General features: G+C 64.0%; 16 protein-coding genes. 4 read left to right on the forward strand and 12 right to left on the reverse strand.

The features are described from left to right. Positions 1 to 135: 135 nt before the first annotated feature. Positions 136 to 1,092 (forward strand): LysR substrate-binding domain-containing protein, encoded by a 957-nt coding sequence (locus tag IAE33_RS15515; protein ID WP_201164161.1) that lies wholly within the window; start codon positions 136 to 138, stop codon positions 1,090 to 1,092. Here IAE33_RS15515 and IAE33_RS15520 read toward each other — a convergent pair. From IAE33_RS15520 to IAE33_RS15575, 12 genes are all read right to left on the reverse strand, one after another. Continuing rightward, entirely contained in the window at positions 1,086 to 2,507 is a 1,422-nt protein-coding gene (locus IAE33_RS15520) for an undecaprenyl-phosphate glucose phosphotransferase (protein WP_201164162.1), read from the reverse strand. The genes IAE33_RS15515 and IAE33_RS15520 overlap by 7 nt on opposite strands. A 109-nt stretch (positions 2,508 to 2,616) precedes the next feature. Next, complete coding sequence (locus IAE33_RS15525) at positions 2,617 to 3,357, reverse strand: WecB/TagA/CpsF family glycosyltransferase (protein WP_028634069.1); 741 nt, start codon at positions 3,355 to 3,357, stop codon at positions 2,617 to 2,619. Further along, on the reverse strand, positions 3,357 to 4,547 hold the full coding sequence (locus IAE33_RS15530) for a glycosyltransferase family 2 protein (protein ID WP_201164163.1): 1,191 nt from the start codon (positions 4,545 to 4,547) through the stop codon (positions 3,357 to 3,359). Before IAE33_RS15530 ends, IAE33_RS15525 begins: the two co-directional genes overlap by 1 nt. After that, on the reverse strand, positions 4,544 to 5,746 hold the full coding sequence (locus IAE33_RS15535) for a glycosyltransferase (protein WP_201164164.1): 1,203 nt from the start codon (positions 5,744 to 5,746) through the stop codon (positions 4,544 to 4,546). The genes IAE33_RS15530 and IAE33_RS15535 overlap by 4 nt, the downstream gene beginning before the upstream one ends. Positions 5,747 to 5,788: 42 nt before the next feature. Continuing rightward, on the reverse strand, positions 5,789 to 6,799 hold the full coding sequence (locus IAE33_RS15540) for a DUF535 family protein (RefSeq protein ID WP_201164165.1): 1,011 nt from the start codon (positions 6,797 to 6,799) through the stop codon (positions 5,789 to 5,791). Between the two features lie 10 nt (positions 6,800 to 6,809). Continuing rightward, positions 6,810 to 7,793, reverse strand: a complete 984-nt coding sequence (locus IAE33_RS15545; protein WP_201164166.1) for a glycosyltransferase family 2 protein — start codon at positions 7,791 to 7,793, stop codon at positions 6,810 to 6,812. Further along, positions 7,790 to 8,314, reverse strand: a complete 525-nt coding sequence (locus IAE33_RS15550; protein ID WP_201164167.1) for a serine O-acetyltransferase — start codon at positions 8,312 to 8,314, stop codon at positions 7,790 to 7,792. Before IAE33_RS15550 ends, IAE33_RS15545 begins: the two co-directional genes overlap by 4 nt. 8 nt (positions 8,315 to 8,322) lie before the next feature. Next, a complete protein-coding gene (locus tag IAE33_RS15555) occupies positions 8,323 to 9,276 on the reverse strand; it encodes a glycosyltransferase family 2 protein (protein WP_201164168.1) in 954 nt (317 codons plus the stop codon). Further along, entirely contained in the window at positions 9,269 to 9,886 is a 618-nt protein-coding gene (locus IAE33_RS15560) for an acyltransferase (RefSeq protein ID WP_028634076.1), read from the reverse strand. Before IAE33_RS15560 ends, IAE33_RS15555 begins: the two co-directional genes overlap by 8 nt. Before the next feature lie 102 nt (positions 9,887 to 9,988). Next, entirely contained in the window at positions 9,989 to 11,455 is a 1,467-nt protein-coding gene (locus IAE33_RS15565; RefSeq protein ID WP_201164169.1) for an FAD-dependent oxidoreductase, read from the reverse strand. Beyond that, the gene (locus IAE33_RS15570; protein WP_201164170.1) at positions 11,452 to 11,646 is read right to left on the reverse strand and encodes a hypothetical protein; all 195 of its coding nucleotides are present in this window, start codon (positions 11,644 to 11,646) and stop codon (positions 11,452 to 11,454) included. The genes IAE33_RS15565 and IAE33_RS15570 overlap by 4 nt, the downstream gene beginning before the upstream one ends. 44 nt (positions 11,647 to 11,690) lie before the next feature. Beyond that, positions 11,691 to 13,067, reverse strand: coding sequence for an oligosaccharide flippase family protein (locus IAE33_RS15575; protein WP_201164171.1), 1,377 nt, complete (start codon positions 13,065 to 13,067; stop codon positions 11,691 to 11,693). Positions 13,068 to 13,162: 95 nt separating this feature from the next. Here IAE33_RS15575 and IAE33_RS15580 point away from each other — a divergent pair, with 95 nt between their 5' ends. From IAE33_RS15580 to galE, 3 genes are all read left to right on the forward strand, one after another. Beyond that, entirely contained in the window at positions 13,163 to 14,713 is a 1,551-nt protein-coding gene (locus IAE33_RS15580) for an O-antigen ligase family protein (RefSeq protein WP_201164172.1), read from the forward strand. Next, the gene (locus IAE33_RS15585) at positions 14,710 to 17,310 is read left to right on the forward strand and encodes a cellulase family glycosylhydrolase (RefSeq protein WP_201164173.1); all 2,601 of its coding nucleotides are present in this window, start codon (positions 14,710 to 14,712) and stop codon (positions 17,308 to 17,310) included. The genes IAE33_RS15580 and IAE33_RS15585 overlap by 4 nt, the downstream gene beginning before the upstream one ends. A 97-nt stretch (positions 17,311 to 17,407) precedes the next feature. Continuing rightward, the gene (gene galE, locus IAE33_RS15590) at positions 17,408 to 18,403 is read left to right on the forward strand and encodes a UDP-glucose 4-epimerase GalE (RefSeq protein ID WP_201164174.1); all 996 of its coding nucleotides are present in this window, start codon (positions 17,408 to 17,410) and stop codon (positions 18,401 to 18,403) included. The last annotated feature ends 152 nt before the right edge of the window (positions 18,404 to 18,555 follow it).

Here is an 18,555-nt window from a genome sequence, read left to right on the forward strand (position 1 = left end):
ACCGGTGGATGCCTTGTGGCATGCAACAGATTTGCGAAGAAAATGGGCGCTAGCTCCTGTTATAGGCAATACTGGCCCTCATTCTCTGGAATGACCAACGATACTTCCTAAGCAAGGCTTTAGCAGGGCTAAACAATGCGACATCAACTCACTGGCCAATCGTTTGTCTGGCTGCATGTCTTCGCCTGCGCGGCGCGGCACCTGTCGTTCACCCGTTGCGCCGAGGAGCTGCACATCACCCCCGGGGCCGTCAGCCAGCAGATGCGCCAGTTGGAAGAACGCCTGGGGTATCGCCTGTTCGTGCGCCGGGCGCGTGGCGTGGAGCTCAGCGCCGAGGGCCAGCGCCTGGCGCAGACCGTGGCTGAGGCCTACGGCAGCATCGAGGCCGAACTGCTGCGCCTGGACGCAGGTGAAATTCGCGGGACCGTGCGGGTGCGCTCGATCCCGTCATTTTTGGCCAAATGGCTGACCCCGCGCCTGCCGCGTTTTCAGCAACGCTACCCGGACATCGAACTGCGGCTGGTGGCTGAAGACAGTGCCCAGGCCCTGACCCCGGGGGACTTCGACCTGGCCATCGACCTGAACGATGGCAGTTACCCCGGCATGCTTTCTACCCCGCTGCTGGCCGAGCAGATCTTCCCGGTCTGCTCCCCCGGCCTGCTGCGTGGCCGCCCGCCCCTGCACGGGCCGGCCGACCTGGTGCACTACCCGCTGCTGCACGACATCACCGCCTGGCGGGGCAGCTCGGAGTATGCAGAATGGGAGTTCTACCTGGAGGGTATCGGCGCCGCCGCGCAGGATGTGCGCCGCGGGCACACCTTCAACCGCAACCACCTCACCATCGAGGCGGCCATTGCCGGCCTGGGCGTGGCCATTGCCCGGCGGACACTGCTCAATGACGAGCTGGAACGTGGCGCGCTGATCGTGCCGTTTGGCGTGGCCATCGCCAACCACAAGCGCTATGTGGTGCACTACCCGCCTGGCGGCCTGAACCAACCCGGCGCGCGGGCCGTGCATGACTGGCTGGTGGCCGAGGCCCACAGCTTTCGCGAGTTGCACCCGCTGGGCCAGGGCCCGACGCCCACTCAATAGGCGTGCTTGCCGGTGAAGGCGTTGAGGGTGCGCACCAGGATCACGAAGTCGAGCCACAGCGACCAGTTGTTGATGTATTCGATGTCCGAATCCACGCGCTGGATCATCTGCTCGATGTCCCGGGTCTCCCCCCGGAAGCCGCGCACCTGGGCCAGGCCAGTCATGCCGGGCTTGATGTTGTGGCGGGCGAAGTAGTCGACGATGTCCGGCGAATACAGGGTGTCATGCTGCAGGGCATGGGGCCTGGGGCCCACCAGCGACATCTCGCCGGTCAGCACGTTGAACAGCTGGGGCAGCTCGTCGAGGCTGGTGCGGCGGATGAACGCGCCCACCTTGGTCAGCCGGGGGTCGTGCTTCTGCGCCTGCTTGATCTCCCCGCCATCCGGTTGGTGCACGTGCATGCTGCGAAATTTCCAGATACGGAACGACTCACCGGTCCAACCCGTGCGCTCCTGGCGAAAGAACACCGGGCCCGGGCTGTCGAGCTTGATCGCCAGGGCCACCGCCAGCAGCACCGGTGAAGCACATAGCAGAATCAGCGCAGCGAGCACTTTGTCTTCCAGGTTTTTCAGGAACAGGCTCATGCCGGTGAGCGGGGTTTCGGAAAGCGTCAGCACCGGGATGCCGGCAATTTCACGCACGCTGTGGTTGATCAGGCGCAGCGAGAAGATATCGGGCACCCAGTTCACGGCGATGCATTTGTCCAGCAACTTGAAATACACCTGGTTGATCACCTCGGAACCGCCCAGGGGGGTCACCAGGTAGACGGTGCGGATGGCATGGCGGGCAACGATGTCGTCCAGCTCGCCGATATGCCCAAGCACCGGAAGGCGTTGCTTGGCCTCGGCGGCTTCTGGTGCGTCGGCAGGGGCCGGGCCCAGCAGCACGCAGCCCAGCACCCGTTCGCCGAACCACGGGTTGTTGCTGATTTTCTGGTAAAGGAAATTGGCCAGGTCACCCTCACCGATGATCAGGGCGTTTTCCAGGCGGGCGTGGGCCGTGAACCGTTTTTGCAACTCGCGCACGGCGATGTGCATAAAAAGCTGGGCGATGTAGCCAATAATGAACAGCTGCACCACCAACAGCCGGGAATAGGTTTCGCTCTGCTTGGTCAGAAACGCCATCACCACCAGGAAGCAGAAGGTGGCCGACCAGGCCTTGAACAGGCGAAACGCCTTGATCGACAAGCTGACATTGGTGCGGTAGATGGCGTAATGGTCATAGATGACGGCCAGGGCACCGATCAGCAACAGCAGCATGATCACGTAGTCGGAGGTGATGTAGCCAAACTGGTCGTAGATCAGGTACCAGGCGATCCCTGTGACGGCGATGCCGTCCAGGCCCGCCTGAATGGCGTTGCTCACACTGCTTCTGCGCTGAAGCAACGAACGGCTGCTTCGGGGTTCGAAAACCATTTCAGACCTCTTCGGTGAGTGCCTGGCAACTGCCAGCGATCAAACAGCCAACCTGAAAACAGCGTAAGCGAAGCGGGTGAAGCGCCGATGCATTGATCTCACTGTAGCATCATGGCGAGCGGCTGCTGAACAGCAGGGTGCGTAGCAGAAACAGCGGGTTACCGGCCACATAGCGCATGAACAGGCGCTTGGGTTCTCGCACCAGGCGGTACAACCACTCCAGCCCGAAGCGCCGCAGCCAGCCCGGCGCACGGCTGACCTTGCCCCCCAGAAAATCCAGAATCGCCCCGCCACAGATGATCAGGCACGGTTGGCCGCTTTCGGCCAGCGCTGCCGCCACGGCTTCCTGCCGTGGCATGCCCATGCCCAGTACGATCAGGTCGGGCCGATGCTTGCCGGCCAGCTCCAGATAGGTGTCGATGGCGGCGAACCCATCGTGCACCGACACCGGCTGTACCCCAAAGGTAGCCGCGCAGCGCTGCGCGGCCTGGCCCAGGTAGGGCTGGCGCGTGCCCCAGAACGCCACGCGGCGGCCACGGTACGCCCCCAGCAGCCTGGGGATGAAGTCGGTGCCGTTCATGTTCAGGCCCGGCGCCAGCCCCAGCCTGCGGTACAGAATGGCCATGCCCGAACCGTCACGCAGCAGCACGCCTGCTGACAGCAGCGCCTGGCAGTAGGCGCTGTCGCGCACTACCAGGTTCATGGCATGGGCGTTGACGAAACCCAGTACGGTAGGCGCAGTGGGGGCAGCGAGTTGCGCAAGCAGCCCCTGGGCTGCGTCATTGTTCTGCACAACCTGCAGTTGATCGATGATGCGCTGCCAGCGCTGCCGCCAAAGTCGTCGAGGCATCAGTCGTCATCCCGTTTGGAGCGCACCCACTCGACCTGGCGCTTGATCAGAAAGCCCAGGTACAGCGGGATTTTGCGGGCAGCATAAAAAGGCGCGTACAGCAGCACCGAGAACGGAATGACCTCCCGGCAGAAGCGCAACCAGGCAAGGCCAACGGCAAACGCCAGCAACACTAGCGCCCAGAGTGCTAGCCAGGCCGGCGTTGCCAGGCCCAGCACGGCGTAGGCCAGCCAGGTCAGCAGATTCAGCCCGAGCAAGGCCAGCACCAGCAGCGCTAAAGGTGGCACCAGCAGGTCCAGGGTCAGGGCTGCCAGGTCACCGTTGCGTTGCTGCACCGCGGCCATGGCCCGCCTTGGGGCATCGGCCAGAATCAGGCCCAAGTGGCCATGCTCCCAACGGGTGCGCTGGCTGTTGAGGCCCTGCTGGCTCACCGGGAACTGGCTGCTCACCAACGCCTCGGGGCAGAACAGCGGGGGCTTGCCCTGCTGGCACAGGTCCAGCCCGAGTTTAATGTCTTCGACCAAGTGGCCGTTGGCCAGGTCGACCCCCGCCAGGTCCTGCCAACGGAACGCCATGCCTGCCCCCATCAGCTGGCACGGCAACCCCAGGCGGGCCCAACCCCGTGGGCGCACCAGGTTTTTTACCCGCCAGGCAAATTCGGCAACCTGCACTTTCGCCCCTGCACCTGCCGGAGCGCGCATCAGGTACAGCCCCTGCACCGGCCTGCCCGCCTCGACGCAACGGCGCGCCAGGCGCTCGATGGCGCCCTCGCCCATCACGCAGTCGGCATCCACCACCATCACCACGTCCGGGGCCTGGCTTGCCAGGTGGCGCAGGCCGAAGTCCAGCGCATAGCCCTTGCCACGCAACTCTGCGTCCTGGCGCTGGACCACCTCAGCGCCGGCAACGCCAGCCCGCCGCGCGGTGTCATCGGTGCAGTTGTCCGCAACCACCAGCACTCGGTCGCCGGGCAGCAGCTGGGGGGTGATACTGGCCAGGGTAGTGGCGATGATCGACGCCTCGTCATGGGCGGGCACCAGCACCGCCACCCGCGGCCTTGCACCACCGGCCATCGGCCGTTGCCGGCGCGCGGGCAGGCATGCCAGCACCACCTGCAGCAAAAGCACCAGCACCGGCACCAGGGCGATCAACGCCAGCACGCCCAGCAACCCACCCAATACACTAATCATGCGTCTGCCTTGAAATAACCGGCCAGCCGGGCCGCCTCGGTATCGATGTCATGGCGTTGCAATACACGGTGGTAAGCCGCGTCGCCCATGCGCTGCAGGTTCTGCACCGGTTGCGCCAGGCAGTCAGCCATGGCTTCGGTCAGTTGATCCACATCGCCAGCCGGCACCAGCCAGCCATTTTCACCAGGGCGTACCAGTTCGGGGATGCCCGCCACATAGGTAGTGAGTACCGGCCGGCGCAAGGCCATGGCCTCCATGATGACCACGGGCAGGCCCTCGGCAAAGCTGGGTAAAACCAAGGCGCGTGCTGCGAGGATTTCTTCACGCACCTGTGCGCTGCTGATCCACCCTGTAACCCGTACGTGGCGCTGCAGCCCGTAGCGGTCAATCAGCCGCTCGATCGCCACGCGCATCTCGCCGTCACCTGCCAGCACCAGCTCAAACGCCGTCGCCTTGGCGGCGAGCCTGCGCGCCGCCTCCAGCAACAGCAACTGGCCCTTCTGTTCGCACAAACGCCCCACGCACACCAGCCTGGGCACGGCGGGCACCTCTACAGCCGGTACCGCATGAAAGGCCTGCTCAAGGCCACAATGCACCACCTTTATCCGGGGCCAATGCTCGTGGGCCACCCAACGGTACAACTGGCTGCGCCCATAGGCGCTGACGGCTGCCACGAACGCGGCGCGTCGGGCCTTTTCACCTAGGTGCAGAAACTGCGGTTTATCGAACTCTTCAGGCCCGTGCACGGTAAAGCTGTACGCAGGGCCACCCAGTGCGTTGGCCAGCATCACTACCTCAGCCGAATTGGTGCCGAAATGGGCATGCACATGGCTGGCGCCACTGGCCTGCAACCACTGCAGCAACTGGCAGGCCTCGGCCAGGTAGATCACATGGTAGGGCCAGGCCCGGTCGGCTCGGCGGCCCATGCCCAGGGCCAGGCGCAGTGCCTGAAGAAACCGCCGGGGTTGGTGGCGCAGCACGTGCCAGGTGGGTGCGATCAATGCACGCAAGCCGCCTTGCAGCACGTAACGGGTCTTGAGCTTTTCGCTGGCATCTTCGGCATCCTGCACCTCGGCATCCCAACCCCGCAGCGCCAGACGCTGCACCTGCACACCCAGGCGCTCCAGCGCCAGGATCTCGCGGCGGATGAAACTGTGGCTCACCTTCGGGTACTGATTGATGAAGTAGGCGATACGCATACGAATCCAGATCCAAACCCGCTTGATGGCCTAGCGCCTGTGTCAGCCCTGTTCCTGGCTGTCGATCACCGGCGGTCTGCCCACTGCCGATGCACGCTCTACGCATGCATCCCCCTGTCTACCTTGTAGTTCATGGTTGCCACCCGCGCCCGCCAATGCCGCCTGCAAACCTGCGAAAACCTCCAGCAACAGCGCATGCCGGCGCCGGTACATAGCACGCTTTTTGGCCGGGATGTCCGCCTCGGCGCGCTGCGCGGCCACCAAGGGTATGGCGAAGAAGCCTTCACGATGCGACGCCATGCCGCCGCTCTCCTGCCAGATAACGTCATAGTCCGCTGCCAGGGGCTTGCCCTCGTCATTGCCGAAATAGGCGTGCCGATGGTGGCGGTAGGCGTCGCTCACGGCGTTGATTTCCGCCACGCCCAGGCACCGGGCCAGGCATTTGAGCGCCTCCAGCAGCAGGCTGCGGGGGCGCAGGCCTTCGAAATCCTTGGTCAGGTCGCGGTAGATGGCCAGCGAGGTGTCGCTGTCGATACCCTTGTGGATGCCCTGCACGGCACCGACGAACATCACCAGCGGCCCTTCGCTGCGGCTAAGAGTGAACGCCAGCGAAGCGACCCGCAGGTCACCTTGGAACAGGTTCAGCACCAGTTCGCCCTCGCGCTTGAACCAGACTGGGCGGTCCAGTACCAGGCTGCAACCCGCAGAGTGGGCAGAAAGGTCATACAGCACAATGGACTGATCCCGGCCCTCCACAAGCAGGTACGGAAATTGGCCAGCCACCACTTCAAAATGCGCAGCCACCGCCTCCAGCCGGCGCGGCGCCGCCCAGCCCCGGCTGATGTACGGCCATTGCACGACGCCTATGCCGTCCATGCCCAGCCGCTGCCAGCAATCAGGCCCCAACGCCGCCTGCATGCGTTGCATGAACCGGCCAAGGTCATGGCGGTGGATGAGCATCTGCTGCACCAGCCGGCGCTTGCTGTTCAATGCCCGCAACGAGTAACCCGGTTGCAGGCTGGATACGCTTTTGACGAGGGTGCCGAGCATCATCGGTGGGCTCTCACTTGTACTCGATCAACGTCGATTTGCCGGCCAGCAGGCGCTGGCGCCAAAATTTCAGCTGCCCCAGCATTTCCGGGAACTTGCCAATGACCAGAAACACCGCCTGCAGCCAGTTTTCCTTGGGGGTGCGCTGACCACGACGGGCCAGGCGCACGACCTGCAGCGGGTACACAGCCAGCAGCAGCAACCCCCAGGCGCCCAGTGCCAGGCAGGCCAGCACCACCACCAACGGTACGCCCAGGCCCCACAGCCATGCCCGGCGTGACTCCTGCACCCAATGCCACTCAGGGGGCGCACCGTGCAGTTGCGCGCCTTCGGCATAGGCAAAGCCGGCCCGCTGGGAGCGCCGCCACCACTGGCTGAAACGGGTCATGGCCGCGTCGTGCAGGGTCATCTCGGCGTCCAGGCGCCAGACCTTCCAGCCTGCAGCCCGCAGGCGTACGCACAACTCAGGCTCCTCGCCCGCAATCAGGCCTGGCCGAAACCCACCGACGGCGTCAAAGGCCTGTACCCGCATCAATGCATCGCCACCGCAGGCTCTCGCCTCGCCCACCGGGGTGTCCCACTCCATGTCGCAAAGCAGGTTATAAGGCGTTTGCCGGGCAAACCGCTCGCGGCGGCGCCCGCACACCACGGCTACATCGGCGTGCTGCTGCAAAAAGGCCTGGGCGGTAGCCAGCCAGCGCGGGGCCACCTCGCAATCGCCGTCAACGAATTGCACCCAGTGCAAGCCCGGCACTGACCGCAGCAGGGCTGCAAAGCCTTCATTGCGGGCGCGGGCAGCGGTAAAGGGGATGCGCAGGTCCAGCGCGAGCACCTGAACACCTAGGCTCTGCGCCAGTGCCACGGAGCCATCCGTGGACCCGGAGTCCACGTACAACACGCTATCGGTGCGCTCAGCCAGGGACTGAAGGCAGCGCGCCAGGCGCTGGCCTTCGTTGCGGCCAATCACCACTACGCCAAGCTCGGGCGTAACGCTCACTCGACAGCCTCCGCACCGGCTGTGCGCCTGGCCTTGACCGTGGCAGGTACCCCCACCGCAATGCAGTCGTCCGGCACATCCACCAGCACTACGGCATTGGCCCCGATGATCACGTTGTTACCGATGCGGATATCCCCCAGCACCTTGGCCCCGGTGCCGATATCCACGTTGTCGCCGAATACCGGCGCCACCGGCCTGTCCACCCGTTTCAGCCCCACGACCACGCCATTGCGGATACGGCAATTGTCACCGAAGCGCGCATAGCCACTGACGACGATGCCGCCGAAGTGGTCGATGACGAAATTGCGGCCGATCACCGCTTCGCAGGGCAACTCGACGCCGGTGATGATCTGCACGAATTTGAACAGCACCTTGTAGATGAACGAAAACAGCTTGCGCAACAAGGCCGGGCGCACCCCGTAGCGCCAGCGCCCGAAGCGGTACACCAGCAGCACCCAGAACCCCTGGGCGCCCCAATCGCCCCCATGAGCACGCAGGTCGGCACGAATATTCTCGAACATGGCGCGTACTACCTCGTGGGTTGGGTGGCGTAGCGGGTTTTGAGCAGCAATGACCACGTCGCCTTGCTGTGGCGCCAGCAGGCCAGCACTGCAGCCCGCCCCCGGCGCTTGAGCAAGGCCTTGAGCGCCAACACCAGGTCGCCCAGGCTGACCAGCAGCATGTGCAGGGCCAGGCCGGCAATGCCATGGTGTTTGCGAAAGTACAGCAGCTCGCTTTCGATCTGGTAAGCAGAGATCTGCCGGCTTGCCGCCTCCAATTCGGCTACCGACTTGGAGCTTTCGCCACCGATGTGCACCACCGTGGTGTCGGGGTAGAACACCACCTTCCACCCCGCCGCCTTGACCCGCTTGCAATGGTCCACTTCTTCGTAATAGAGGAAGAACCGTGGGTCGAACAGGCCCACCTGGTCCAGCACTTCACGGCGTACCAGGTAGAAGCAGCCTGGCAGCCAGTCGCATTCGCGTACCGAGGCATGGTCCCAGCCCATCTCGTCGACCATTTTCAGCCCGGGTAAAAACCGCCCCAACCCTGTGCGCCCTGCAAACACATTCAACGGGGTGGGAAAGTACCGGCAGCTTGGCTGCAAGTCGCCATCACGCCCTTCCAGCCTGACGCCGAGCACCCCACATTGGGGGTCGCTTTCCATGTACGCCAAGGTTTTGCGCAAGGTGTCGGCAGCCACGAACGCATCGGTATTGAGCAGCAACGCATAGCGGCCTTGCAGGTGCGCCAACAGCTGATTGTTGGCGCGGCCGAACCCTACGTTCTGTTGGTTGGCCAGCACTACAGCGTCGGGGCAGACTTGGGCCAGGCGTCGTACGGAGTCGTCGGCAGATGCATTGTCGACCACCAGGTAGCGGGCCAGCTCATCGCTGCCGGCGTGCCGCAGGGCGTCGAACATGGGCTGCAGCAAAGCGCCAGTGTTGAAATTGACCACCAGCACATCCACGGGCTTAGCCATTGTCGCTGTCCCCGAAGAAGTACTGGCGCCGCTGCGCCATCAGCAGTGGCTCGACCTCTGGGTCGTAGGCGCCGTTGCGCTGCTTGACGATGTCGATCCAGGGGTAGGCCTCACAGCGGGCTTCCACCCGTTTGATCAGCGCGTCGGTGGTGCAGATGAAGGTGGCCGGGTTACCGCCATACACCGTGCCGGGCGGCACGTCCTTGGTCACGACGGCACCTGCGGCCACGATCGATTCCGGGCCGATGGTCACCCTGGGCATGACGATGGCGCCGTGGCCGACGAAGCAGTTGTCCTTGATGTCGATGAAACCGACCGAATCCAGGTGCTTGCCGAAGCGGTGCTCGATCAGCAGCACCACCCCGTCGTGCCCGATCAGGGTGCAGTCGGACAACCCCACACTGTTGCCGATGCGCACCAACGATGGGTCGGTGATGTTGCAGCCCTGGTTGACATAGAAGTTACTGCCCACCGAATGAAAGCCACCCCAGCGGGCCAGGTAAGCCCCCCACTCCAACCCGGAAGGGTTGCAGAATTTCTTGTAGAACGCGCGTCCTCGCCCTGTGGAGTGCGCATAGTGCGTCACGGCTCTGCGTATCCATCCGATCATGCTGCCTGGCCTCGCGATCAATGCAATCCAAATTTTCCCTGAAGCGCCACGGTCTCGTTCTTGTGGTTGCTGACCGGTGCGCGCTCATGCCCTGTCGCTTTATTACGCCGCTGCGCTGCGGGCTGCGCTGATCCTCCCGTCAAGGTGCTCGGCCAGGCGTACGGCAAATTGCAGCAGCGGCATGGTCGGGTTGGAAGCACCGCCGGTGGCAAAAATGCTGCTACCCGCCGCATAGAGGTTGTCGGTGCCGAATACCTTGCAATCGGTGTCCACCACCCCGTGCTGGGGTGAAGCGGCCATGCGGGTGGTGCCCATGTGGTGGGCGTGGGGCGAGAGTTTCAGCGGTATTGACGTGTCGTAGACGTAGTCGTTGAGCCTGACGAAGCCCAGCTGCATGTCGGCCCACTGGGTGGCCAGCGTGGTACCGATGCACTTGATGGTGTTGCGGTCCTCGGCGGTGAGGACCCAGTTGACGTTGACTTTGGCCACGCCCAGGGCGTCCTTCTGCTCCAGCAACGAGATACGGCTTTGCAGGCTGGGGAACTGCTCGATCATGGTGCTGATCACCCCATCACCCGGGCAACTGAAGCGGGCCACGAACTCCACCTTGCCGGCCACGCCCATGTCACACGCCAGGTTTTCCAGAAAATGCTTCACCTCGGCCGTGCGGCCGTAAGTTTGCACCTCAGCCAGCAGCGCGGCCCTGACGTTGCCCTTGCCGATCTTGTACTGCTCGACGAAGGCGTCGGTGGTGTAGTACTCGCGGGCTTCCTGGTCCAGCCCGGGCTTGAGGATAAAGGTACCCATGTCGACGTTCAGGTGCTCCATGAAGCACCCGCCTACCAGCCCGCCCTGGCTGATCACACCGGCATCTGCCAGCGACTGGCTGTTGAGCAACTGCCGGGCATTTTCAATGGCGCCCGCGGCCAGGATGAAATAGCGCGCCACCTGGCGCTGGCGGTTGCCCTCGTAATCAGACAGCACTACTGCCGCCAGGCGACCAGCGGCACTGTCGAATTCCAGGTCGACGCAATTGCAGTTGAGGAACACGTCCAGGCCCTCGGTCTGCTCCAGGGCCGTGGCATACTTTTGCGCAAACCGGGTGGGTGGGCTGAGCAGAAAGCGGTCCGGGTCGAATTCACCGCCATCCAGGCCGGTATTGATGGCCTTGAACGGCGCGCCGGCAGGCAGGTCGACAATGTCCATCGCCGCCGGCAAATAACGCTCGATTTCCCCATAGGGGATGGGCCAGCCCGGCAGGTCGCCCGGGGGCGCGATCGTGAAATCCGAGGGGCTGAACGGTCGGCAGCGGCCTGCCCAATGGTTGGACGTACCGCCCAGGTAACGCAGCCGGGCTTCCTCGGCATAAAGTTGCAGGCCGCTGGATGAACAGGCGTACAGCCCTTGGGAGCGGGGCGAATATTCCTGCCCGCCGCCCTCGGCCAGCAATACGCTGTGGCCGGCAGTTGCCAGGCGCAGCGCCAGGGTGATGCCCGCAGGGCCTGCGCCGATGATGCACACGTCATAGCTGCCCCGCAGCGTTTTCTGCTGCTGATAATCGGCAATCATGCCGGCTGGTCCCGAAAGTACCGGGCGGGCAACACCCAGCCGTTGATCACCACGAAGCCGGCCTGCCCGGCAGGCGTGGCCGCCAGCACCGCCCGGGGGCCAAACACTGCGCCGCCCACGCCCAACAGTACGCAACTCTGCAGAAAGCCCCTACGACCCACTTGCGACGCACACACTGTCAGCTTCCCCATGATCACCCGACCCGTCCCCAAGAAAGTTACACTTGCCTGCCCCACTACAGCCGCTCGAATACCGCCGTGAGCAATGCCCCGCACAGGGCGCCGACCAGCAGCATCGGCAGCACCGCCAGTTCACGTTTCAGGCTGAATATCCCCAGCTTGCAATTCACGTACACGATCAACACCAGCGTGGGGGCGGTATGCAGGGCGACGCCCCAGATCGCCCAGTCCACCCCGCCCAGGGCCAGCAGCAGCGGCAGCAACCCCCACAGCGATACCAGGCGGATGATGTTGTCCATGGCCTGGTACTTGGTCAGCCCCAGGGCAATCCATACCTGGTGCGCCAATGTATAGCGCAATGTAAGGAAAGAGAGTGAAAGAATCGCGAGCATCGGCCCAGCCTCGCTGTAACGCTCGTCGTACATCCAGCCGATCAGCAGTGGGCTGGCGGTCAGGAAGCCACCGCAGACAAACAGCACCAGCAGGTCTACCAACAGGCGAAAGCGCTGGTACAGGGCGTTCAGGCGCGGCCGGTCATCGGCACGCGCCGCTTCACTGAATGCGGGCAGGGCCACGGCCCCCACCACCTTCATGATTGCCATCTGCACGGCACCGAGGATCAGCACCGCAATGGAGTACACGCCCAGTTGCGCAGCCGTCATGCTGGCGCCAAACCAGATGCGGTCGCCGTACATGGCCAGCACCCCTACCATCGATGACAACAGGATCCAGCGGCCAAACACAATCAGCTCGGTCAGCGCACTGCGGTCCCACTGCAGCCGGTTGCCGTGGCCTTCCAGTGCGGTATGCCCCAGCACCGTCCATACCAGCGCCGACACCAGCCCGGCGATCACCAGCGCCCAGATGGAGTGGGTGAGGTAGCCCAGCACCAGCATCACCAGCAAGCCGACCAGTTGCGAAGCCAGGTCTACCAGCACCACGCGCTTTTGCTGGAAGGTGCGCACCGCCACATCCAGCTTGGTCGACTGAAACCCCCAAATGACCGCAGACAGGCCGGTGGCTGCCAGTACCCAGGGCAGTACCGGCGCCGCATAGGTGGAATCGGCAGGCCACACATTTTCCACCTGGGCCAGCCAGGCCAGCAGCGACAGCAGCAAGGTCAGGGCGAACAAGGTGAAGCCGCGAATGATCTGCACGGTCCAGGCGGTATTGAGAAACGCAGGGTCATCGCCCCGGTGGCTCTGGATGATGTTTTGCCGAAGGCCCACGTCTGAGAGCAAGTGCAGCAGCACGGATACCGTGGTAGCGATCACCATCACGCCGAACATTTCAGGGAGCAGATGGCGCGCCATGATCAGGTTGCCACCCAGGCGCATGAACTGCGATGCCACCTGCGACACCAGGTTCCACGACCCGGCATGCAGGGCCCGCGAGCGCAGGCTGGCGGCGGCTGGCACATCAATCGACGGCATGCGTTCAATCTCTGACTGAATGGCTAAAAGTCACTATAGTTTCATTTAGCCACGTTGCTAGCCGTTGCCCACCAAGGGAAAGGTGTACATAGCCGATGCCTGAACATTTACGCGCGCTGATCGTCATCCTGTTTCTGGCAACCGTGGTTTTCGTGCTGGCTCGCCGGCCAGCCACCGACCTGATTCCACCCGCCGACTTCAAGCGCAGGCGCAACCTGTGGTTCGTGTTGACGGTGCTGGCGTTCGTGTCCCAGAGCTTCTGGCTGTACGTCATTGCGGCGGGCGTCATCCTGTACCTGGCCGGGCGCCGGGAGCACAACCCAACGGCGCTGTTCTATATGCTGCTGTTCCTGATCCCCCCTGCGGCAGTACAGGTGCCGGGATTTGGCGTGGTCAACTACCTGGTCGATCTCAACCACATTCGGCTATTGACCCTGTGCGTGCTGTTGCCGGCTGCCCTGGCACTGCGCCGTCAAACCGATGGGCTGCGCTTTGGCCGCACTTGGGCCGACCGGCTGCTGGCAGCCGGCCTGCTGCTGATGGGCGGGCTGTACCTGCGCGAAACCACGCTCACCGACACCCTGCGCCAGGCCCTGTACCTGTACATCGATGTGTTCCTGCCTTACTACGTTGCCAGCCGTGGGCTGCGCCAGCTCAGTGAGTTCAAGGACGCGATGCTGGCCTTCGTGCTGGTGTCATTTGTGCTGGCGATCATTGCGGTGGCCGAATACGTGCGGCACTGGCTGCTCTACAGCGCGCTGATCGACGCCATGGGCGTGCCCTGGACCCTGTCCGGTTACCTCAGCCGGGGCGGGGCATTGCGTGCCAGCGTCACTACCGGGCAGGCCATCGTGCTGGGTTACGTGATGAGCGTAGCCATTGGCTTGTTCCTGTTTGTGCAGGGGTACGTACGCCGCCCGCTTCACCGGCTGATGGGCGCACTGTTGCTGGCTGCCGGGCTGTTTGCGCCGTTGTCCCGGGGGCCGTGGATTGGCGCGGTGGTTATCGTGGCGGTGTTCATTGCCTTGGGCAGGGGGGCGGTAAAGCGACTGACGCTGCTGGCAGCGGCCGGCATGCTCGCCCTGCCCTTGCTCAGCGTGGTACCGGGTGGTGACAAGGTGCTGGACCTGCTGCCATTCATTGGCAACCTGGAAAAAGAAAACATCACCTATCGCGAACGGCTGATGGACAACGCCTGGATCGTCATCCAGCGTAATCCGCTGTTCGGCTCGTTCGATTTCCGCAACACGCCGGAAATGCAGTCGATGATCCAGGGCGAAGGTATTATTGATATCGTCAACACCTACATCAACCTGGCGCTGCGGGTGGGGCTGGTGGGCCTGGGCCTGTTCGTGGCGTTCTTCGCGGTGGTGCTGCATGGCATCTACAAGGCCATGCGCAGTTTCGAAGACAAGAACGACGAGCGAAGGCAGCTGGGCCGGGTGCTGCTGGCCACGCTGGTCGGCATTCTGGTCATCATCTTCACCGTCAGCAGCATTACCTTCATCCCCATCGTGTACTGGTCAATCGCGGGCATTGGTGTGGCCTATGTGCACATGGTGCGCAGGCTTCACCAGCGCCAGGCGTTGCCGCTGGCAGACCCCGCCACCGGCCCCAGGCCCTCCCTCCCCAGGAACTTGCCATGACCCCGCACCGGCTGCGATCCCTGCTGCGCCTTTCTACCCTGGCCGCACTGGCCGTGCTGCCACTGGCCGGGTGGGCGACGGCCTGGCAAGTGAGTGTCGATGAAAGCACTGGCTTGCCCACCGTGACCCGGGGCGGCGGGCCCGTGATGACGGCCAAGTTCGACTTCTGGGCAGGGAACTGGAGCTGGACGGCCTTCCAGACCGCGTTCAAGGTAGACGGCCCCTACCAGTACAGCCTGCAAGGGCAGAACAAGGCACTGGACTTCGACCTGCAGGCCAGCATCGGTAAAGAACAGCCACAAACCCTCGGCTGGGCCTTCGACCTCACCGCCCACAGCCGCCAGGCCGGGGTGATGGGTGGCGGCATCATGTTCCAGTTCGACCCTGCCCAGATCAGTGGCGAAATGGGCCCGCCACAACTGTTGCCCGGCAACAGCGGCTGGTCGTGGGGCAATGCAGACAAAGGGCGGCGCGTGGAAATGCGCTTCGACCCGCCACTGGCCAAAATCTACTTCGAGCGGGGCAACCCGGCCGAGCTCCGCGCTTTTCTGTACAAAGACCCGATCACCCCGGGCAAGCAGCAGATAAAAGCCGTGCTCAACGTGACCGGCGACATCGCCCTTGCGCCCACGGCCACTGAACGCTTTGGCCTGGTAGACCCCGCCAGCTGGCCAGACGACCAGTTGGACTGGCGCACCTCCCCGGTGGACCTGTCGTTTCTCAACGCCCAGGAAAAGCCTGCCGGCAAGCACGGCTTCCTGAAGGCTGAGGGCGAGCGACTGGTGTTCGAGGACAACACCCCGGTGCGCTTCTGGGGCACCAACCTGTCCGCCTACTCATTGTTCAAGAGCCCCGACGAAGAGATTCGCCAGCAAGCCAAGCGGCTGTCGGCGCTGGGGTTCAACCTGGTGCGCCTGCACCACCACGACTCGCCCTGGGTGAGCCCCAACGTGTTCGGCGATGGCACACGTGTGCGTGATACCCGCCAGCTGGACGCCGAAGCCCTGCGCAAGCTCGACCTGTGGATCAAGGCGTTGAAGGACGAAGGCATTTACATCTGGCTGGACATGCATGTGCAAAGGGCGCTTACCGCAGCCGACGGCATTGATGATTTCGCTGAGCTGGCCAAGGGCGGCGACCGGGTTGACCTCAAGGGCTACGCCTACGACAACGCCAGCATCCAGCAGGCGATGAAGCGCTTTGCCGAGCAATACCTGACCCACGTGAATGCCTACACCGGGCTTGCCTACAAGGATGACCCGGCCATCGCCGCCGTGCTCATCACCAACGAAAACGACATTACCCAGCACTACGGCAACGCGCTGTTGCCCGACAAGGGCGTACCGCAGCACAGCGAACGCTTCATGGCTGCAGCCAGGGCGTTCGCCAGGCAGCACGACCTGCCAGCGGACCAGACCTGGCGCGCCTGGGAGCACGGCCCGTCAAAGCTGTTTCTCAATGACCTGGAACAGCGCTTCAACGCCGACATGATCGCGCACCTGCGGGGCCTGGGGGTGCGGGTGCCGATTGCCACCACCAGCACCTGGGGTGGCAATGGGCTGAGTGCCCTGCCCGCGTTGAGCGTGGGCGATGTGATCGATGCCCACAGCTATGGTGCCGGCGGCCAGCTGGAGAAGAACCCCCTCACCAGCGATGGCATGATCGACTGGCTGGCGGCTGCCCAGGTGGTCGGCAAGCCGCTGACCGTCACCGAGTGGAATGCCGAGCCATTCCCCCTGCCCGACCGCCATTCACTGCCGCTGTACGTGGCCGGTACCGCCAGCTACCAAGGGTGGGACGCCATGCTGCAATACGCCTACAGCCAGCAGGCGTTCAACCCCGGTTGGCGCACCGCGGACAACTGGCATGCCTACAACGACCCGGCCATGCTCGCCACCCTGCCCGCAGCCGCCCTGTTGTACCGCCGCGGCGATGTGCAACTGGCCAAGACCCACTACGTGTTCGCCCCGCCACCTGCCACCCTGTACAACCAGGAGATCACCCCACGCACCTCGGCACTGCTGCGCACGGCAGTGGGCCTGGGCCAGTTGCAGATCGCGCTGCCGGTGACGCCAGAACTGCCATGGCTGAAACCTGCCGCCGTGCCCGCTGATGCGCAGGTGTTGGTCGACCCTGGGCAAGCGTTGCTGCCAGCCGATGCCAGCCACGTCGTCAGTGACACGGGGGAGCTGTCGCGCAACTGGCAACAGGGCATCTACACCATCGACACACCACTGACCCAGGCGGCTACCGGTTGGCTGGGCGAGCGCACCCTCACCTTGGGTGCCATCGAGATCAAGGCCCATACGCCTTATGCCAGCGTGGCAGTGCAGAGCCTGGACGGCGAGCCTCTGGGCCAATCCCGCAGCCTGCTGCTGTCGCTGGGCACCCGCGCTGTCCCCAAGGCCGATGACAAGACGCCCTTCTACGTCGAGCCGCTCAAGGCCGACCTGAGCATCAAGGCACCAGCCGGCCTCAAACTGTTCGCCCGAGATGCCCAGGCCCAGCTCAAGCCGCTGCCGGTCAGCTACAAGGATGGGCATTACCGCATCACGCTGGATGGCAGCTACATGTCCAATTGGCTGTTCTTGAAATAGGGCATATGGCCATCTACGCTCAGGTCACCTGTGACCCACCTGCACGTTCCTGGGGCAGTTCACTGCATGCGTCAATGGCAGCTTCGCGGAGGTGGGCATGAGGTATCTGGTGGTTGGGGGTTCGGGCTATATCGGCTCGCACATGGTCAGCCACCTGCTGGAGGCAGGCCATGAGGTAGTAGTCGCCGACCTGGTATCACCCGGCCCTGGTATCTGCTGGGCCAGGCTGGACATTGCCGACGAGGCGGCGCTGGACCTGCTGTTCGGCATGTACCGGTTTGATGCGGTGTTTCACTTTGCTTCGTTCATTCAGGTGGGCGAATCTGTCAGTGCACCCGGCAAGTACTACCAGAACAACGTGGCCGCAACGCTGGCCCTGCTGCAGGCGATGGTGAGTGCCGGCGTCAGGCACCTGGTGTTTTCGTCAAGCGCTGCTGTGTATGGCAACCCGCAGGCGGTGCCAATCAATGAAGCGCACCCCAAGGCGCCGATCAACCCGTATGGGCTGAGCAAGTGGATGGTGGAGCAGATACTGGAAGATTTCGACCGGGCATACGGTTTGAAGTCTGTGTGCCTGCGCTATTTCAACGCAGCGGGCGCAGACCCGCGAGGCCTGCTCGGCGAGCGGCACGAGCCGGAGACGCACCTGATTCCGCTGATTCTGCAGGCAGCGTCGGGGCGGCGTGAAGCCGTGACGGTGTTTGGTCGGGACTACGACACCCCCGACGGCACCTGCATCCGTGACTACGTGCACGTGAACGACCTGGCAGCGGCCCATGCACTGGCCGTGGATTACCTGATGGCGGGCGGTGAGCGGGCTGCATTTAACCTGGGCAATGGCCTGGGGTTCTCGGTGCAACAGGTGATCGACACGGCGCGCACGGTCACCGGCCGGTCCATCGCCACCCTGGACGCCCCCCGCCGGCCCGGCGATCCACCCAGGCTGGTGGCCGATGCCACCCAGGCCATGCAGGTGCTGGGGTGGCAGCCGGCCTATGCGGCGCTTGAGCAGATTGTGCTGCATGCGTGGCAGTGGGAGTTGCGATACCCGTGGCCGGTACATGGGGCCATTCGCGGGTTGGGTTGTACGTAGAGGGGCTGCAACGCAGCTCCAGCGATACCAGCGTTGGGTCACAGGTTGCAGGGGGCGCTGGGCGCCCCATCGCGAGCTGCGCTCGCTCCTACGGGGGGATGTGTACGCCGGCTACTGTAGGAGCGACCGCAGGTCGCGATGGGCTGCAACGC

Origin of the sequence: Pseudomonas sp. S60 (genome assembly GCF_016647865.1) — a bacterium.
Lineage (GTDB): Bacteria > Pseudomonadota > Gammaproteobacteria > Pseudomonadales > Pseudomonadaceae > Aquipseudomonas > Aquipseudomonas parafulva.

Coding starts and splice junctions, on each gene's coding strand:
- IAE33_RS15555 (WP_201164168.1), bottom strand. CDS start 9,276: ATGGCTAAGCCCGTGGATGTGCTGGTGGTCAATTTCAACACTGGCGCT.
- IAE33_RS15560 (WP_028634076.1), bottom strand. CDS start 9,886: ATGATCGGATGGATACGCAGAGCCGTGACGCACTATGCGCACTCCACA.
- galE (WP_201164174.1), top strand. CDS start 17,408: ATGAGGTATCTGGTGGTTGGGGGTTCGGGCTATATCGGCTCGCACATG.
- IAE33_RS15535 (WP_201164164.1), bottom strand. CDS start 5,746: ATGCGTATCGCCTACTTCATCAATCAGTACCCGAAGGTGAGCCACAGT.
- IAE33_RS15520 (WP_201164162.1), bottom strand. CDS start 2,507: ATGGTTTTCGAACCCCGAAGCAGCCGTTCGTTGCTTCAGCGCAGAAGC.
- IAE33_RS15550 (WP_201164167.1), bottom strand. CDS start 8,314: ATGTTCGAGAATATTCGTGCCGACCTGCGTGCTCATGGGGGCGATTGG.
- IAE33_RS15565 (WP_201164169.1), bottom strand. CDS start 11,455: ATGATTGCCGATTATCAGCAGCAGAAAACGCTGCGGGGCAGCTATGAC.
- IAE33_RS15570 (WP_201164170.1), bottom strand. CDS start 11,646: ATGGGGAAGCTGACAGTGTGTGCGTCGCAAGTGGGTCGTAGGGGCTTT.
- IAE33_RS15580 (WP_201164172.1), top strand. CDS start 13,163: ATGCCTGAACATTTACGCGCGCTGATCGTCATCCTGTTTCTGGCAACC.
- IAE33_RS15530 (WP_201164163.1), bottom strand. CDS start 4,547: ATGATTAGTGTATTGGGTGGGTTGCTGGGCGTGCTGGCGTTGATCGCC.
- IAE33_RS15575 (WP_201164171.1), bottom strand. CDS start 13,067: ATGCCGTCGATTGATGTGCCAGCCGCCGCCAGCCTGCGCTCGCGGGCC.
- IAE33_RS15540 (WP_201164165.1), bottom strand. CDS start 6,799: ATGATGCTCGGCACCCTCGTCAAAAGCGTATCCAGCCTGCAACCGGGT.
- IAE33_RS15585 (WP_201164173.1), top strand. CDS start 14,710: ATGACCCCGCACCGGCTGCGATCCCTGCTGCGCCTTTCTACCCTGGCC.
- IAE33_RS15515 (WP_201164161.1), top strand. CDS start 136: ATGCGACATCAACTCACTGGCCAATCGTTTGTCTGGCTGCATGTCTTC.
- IAE33_RS15525 (WP_028634069.1), bottom strand. CDS start 3,357: ATGCCTCGACGACTTTGGCGGCAGCGCTGGCAGCGCATCATCGATCAA.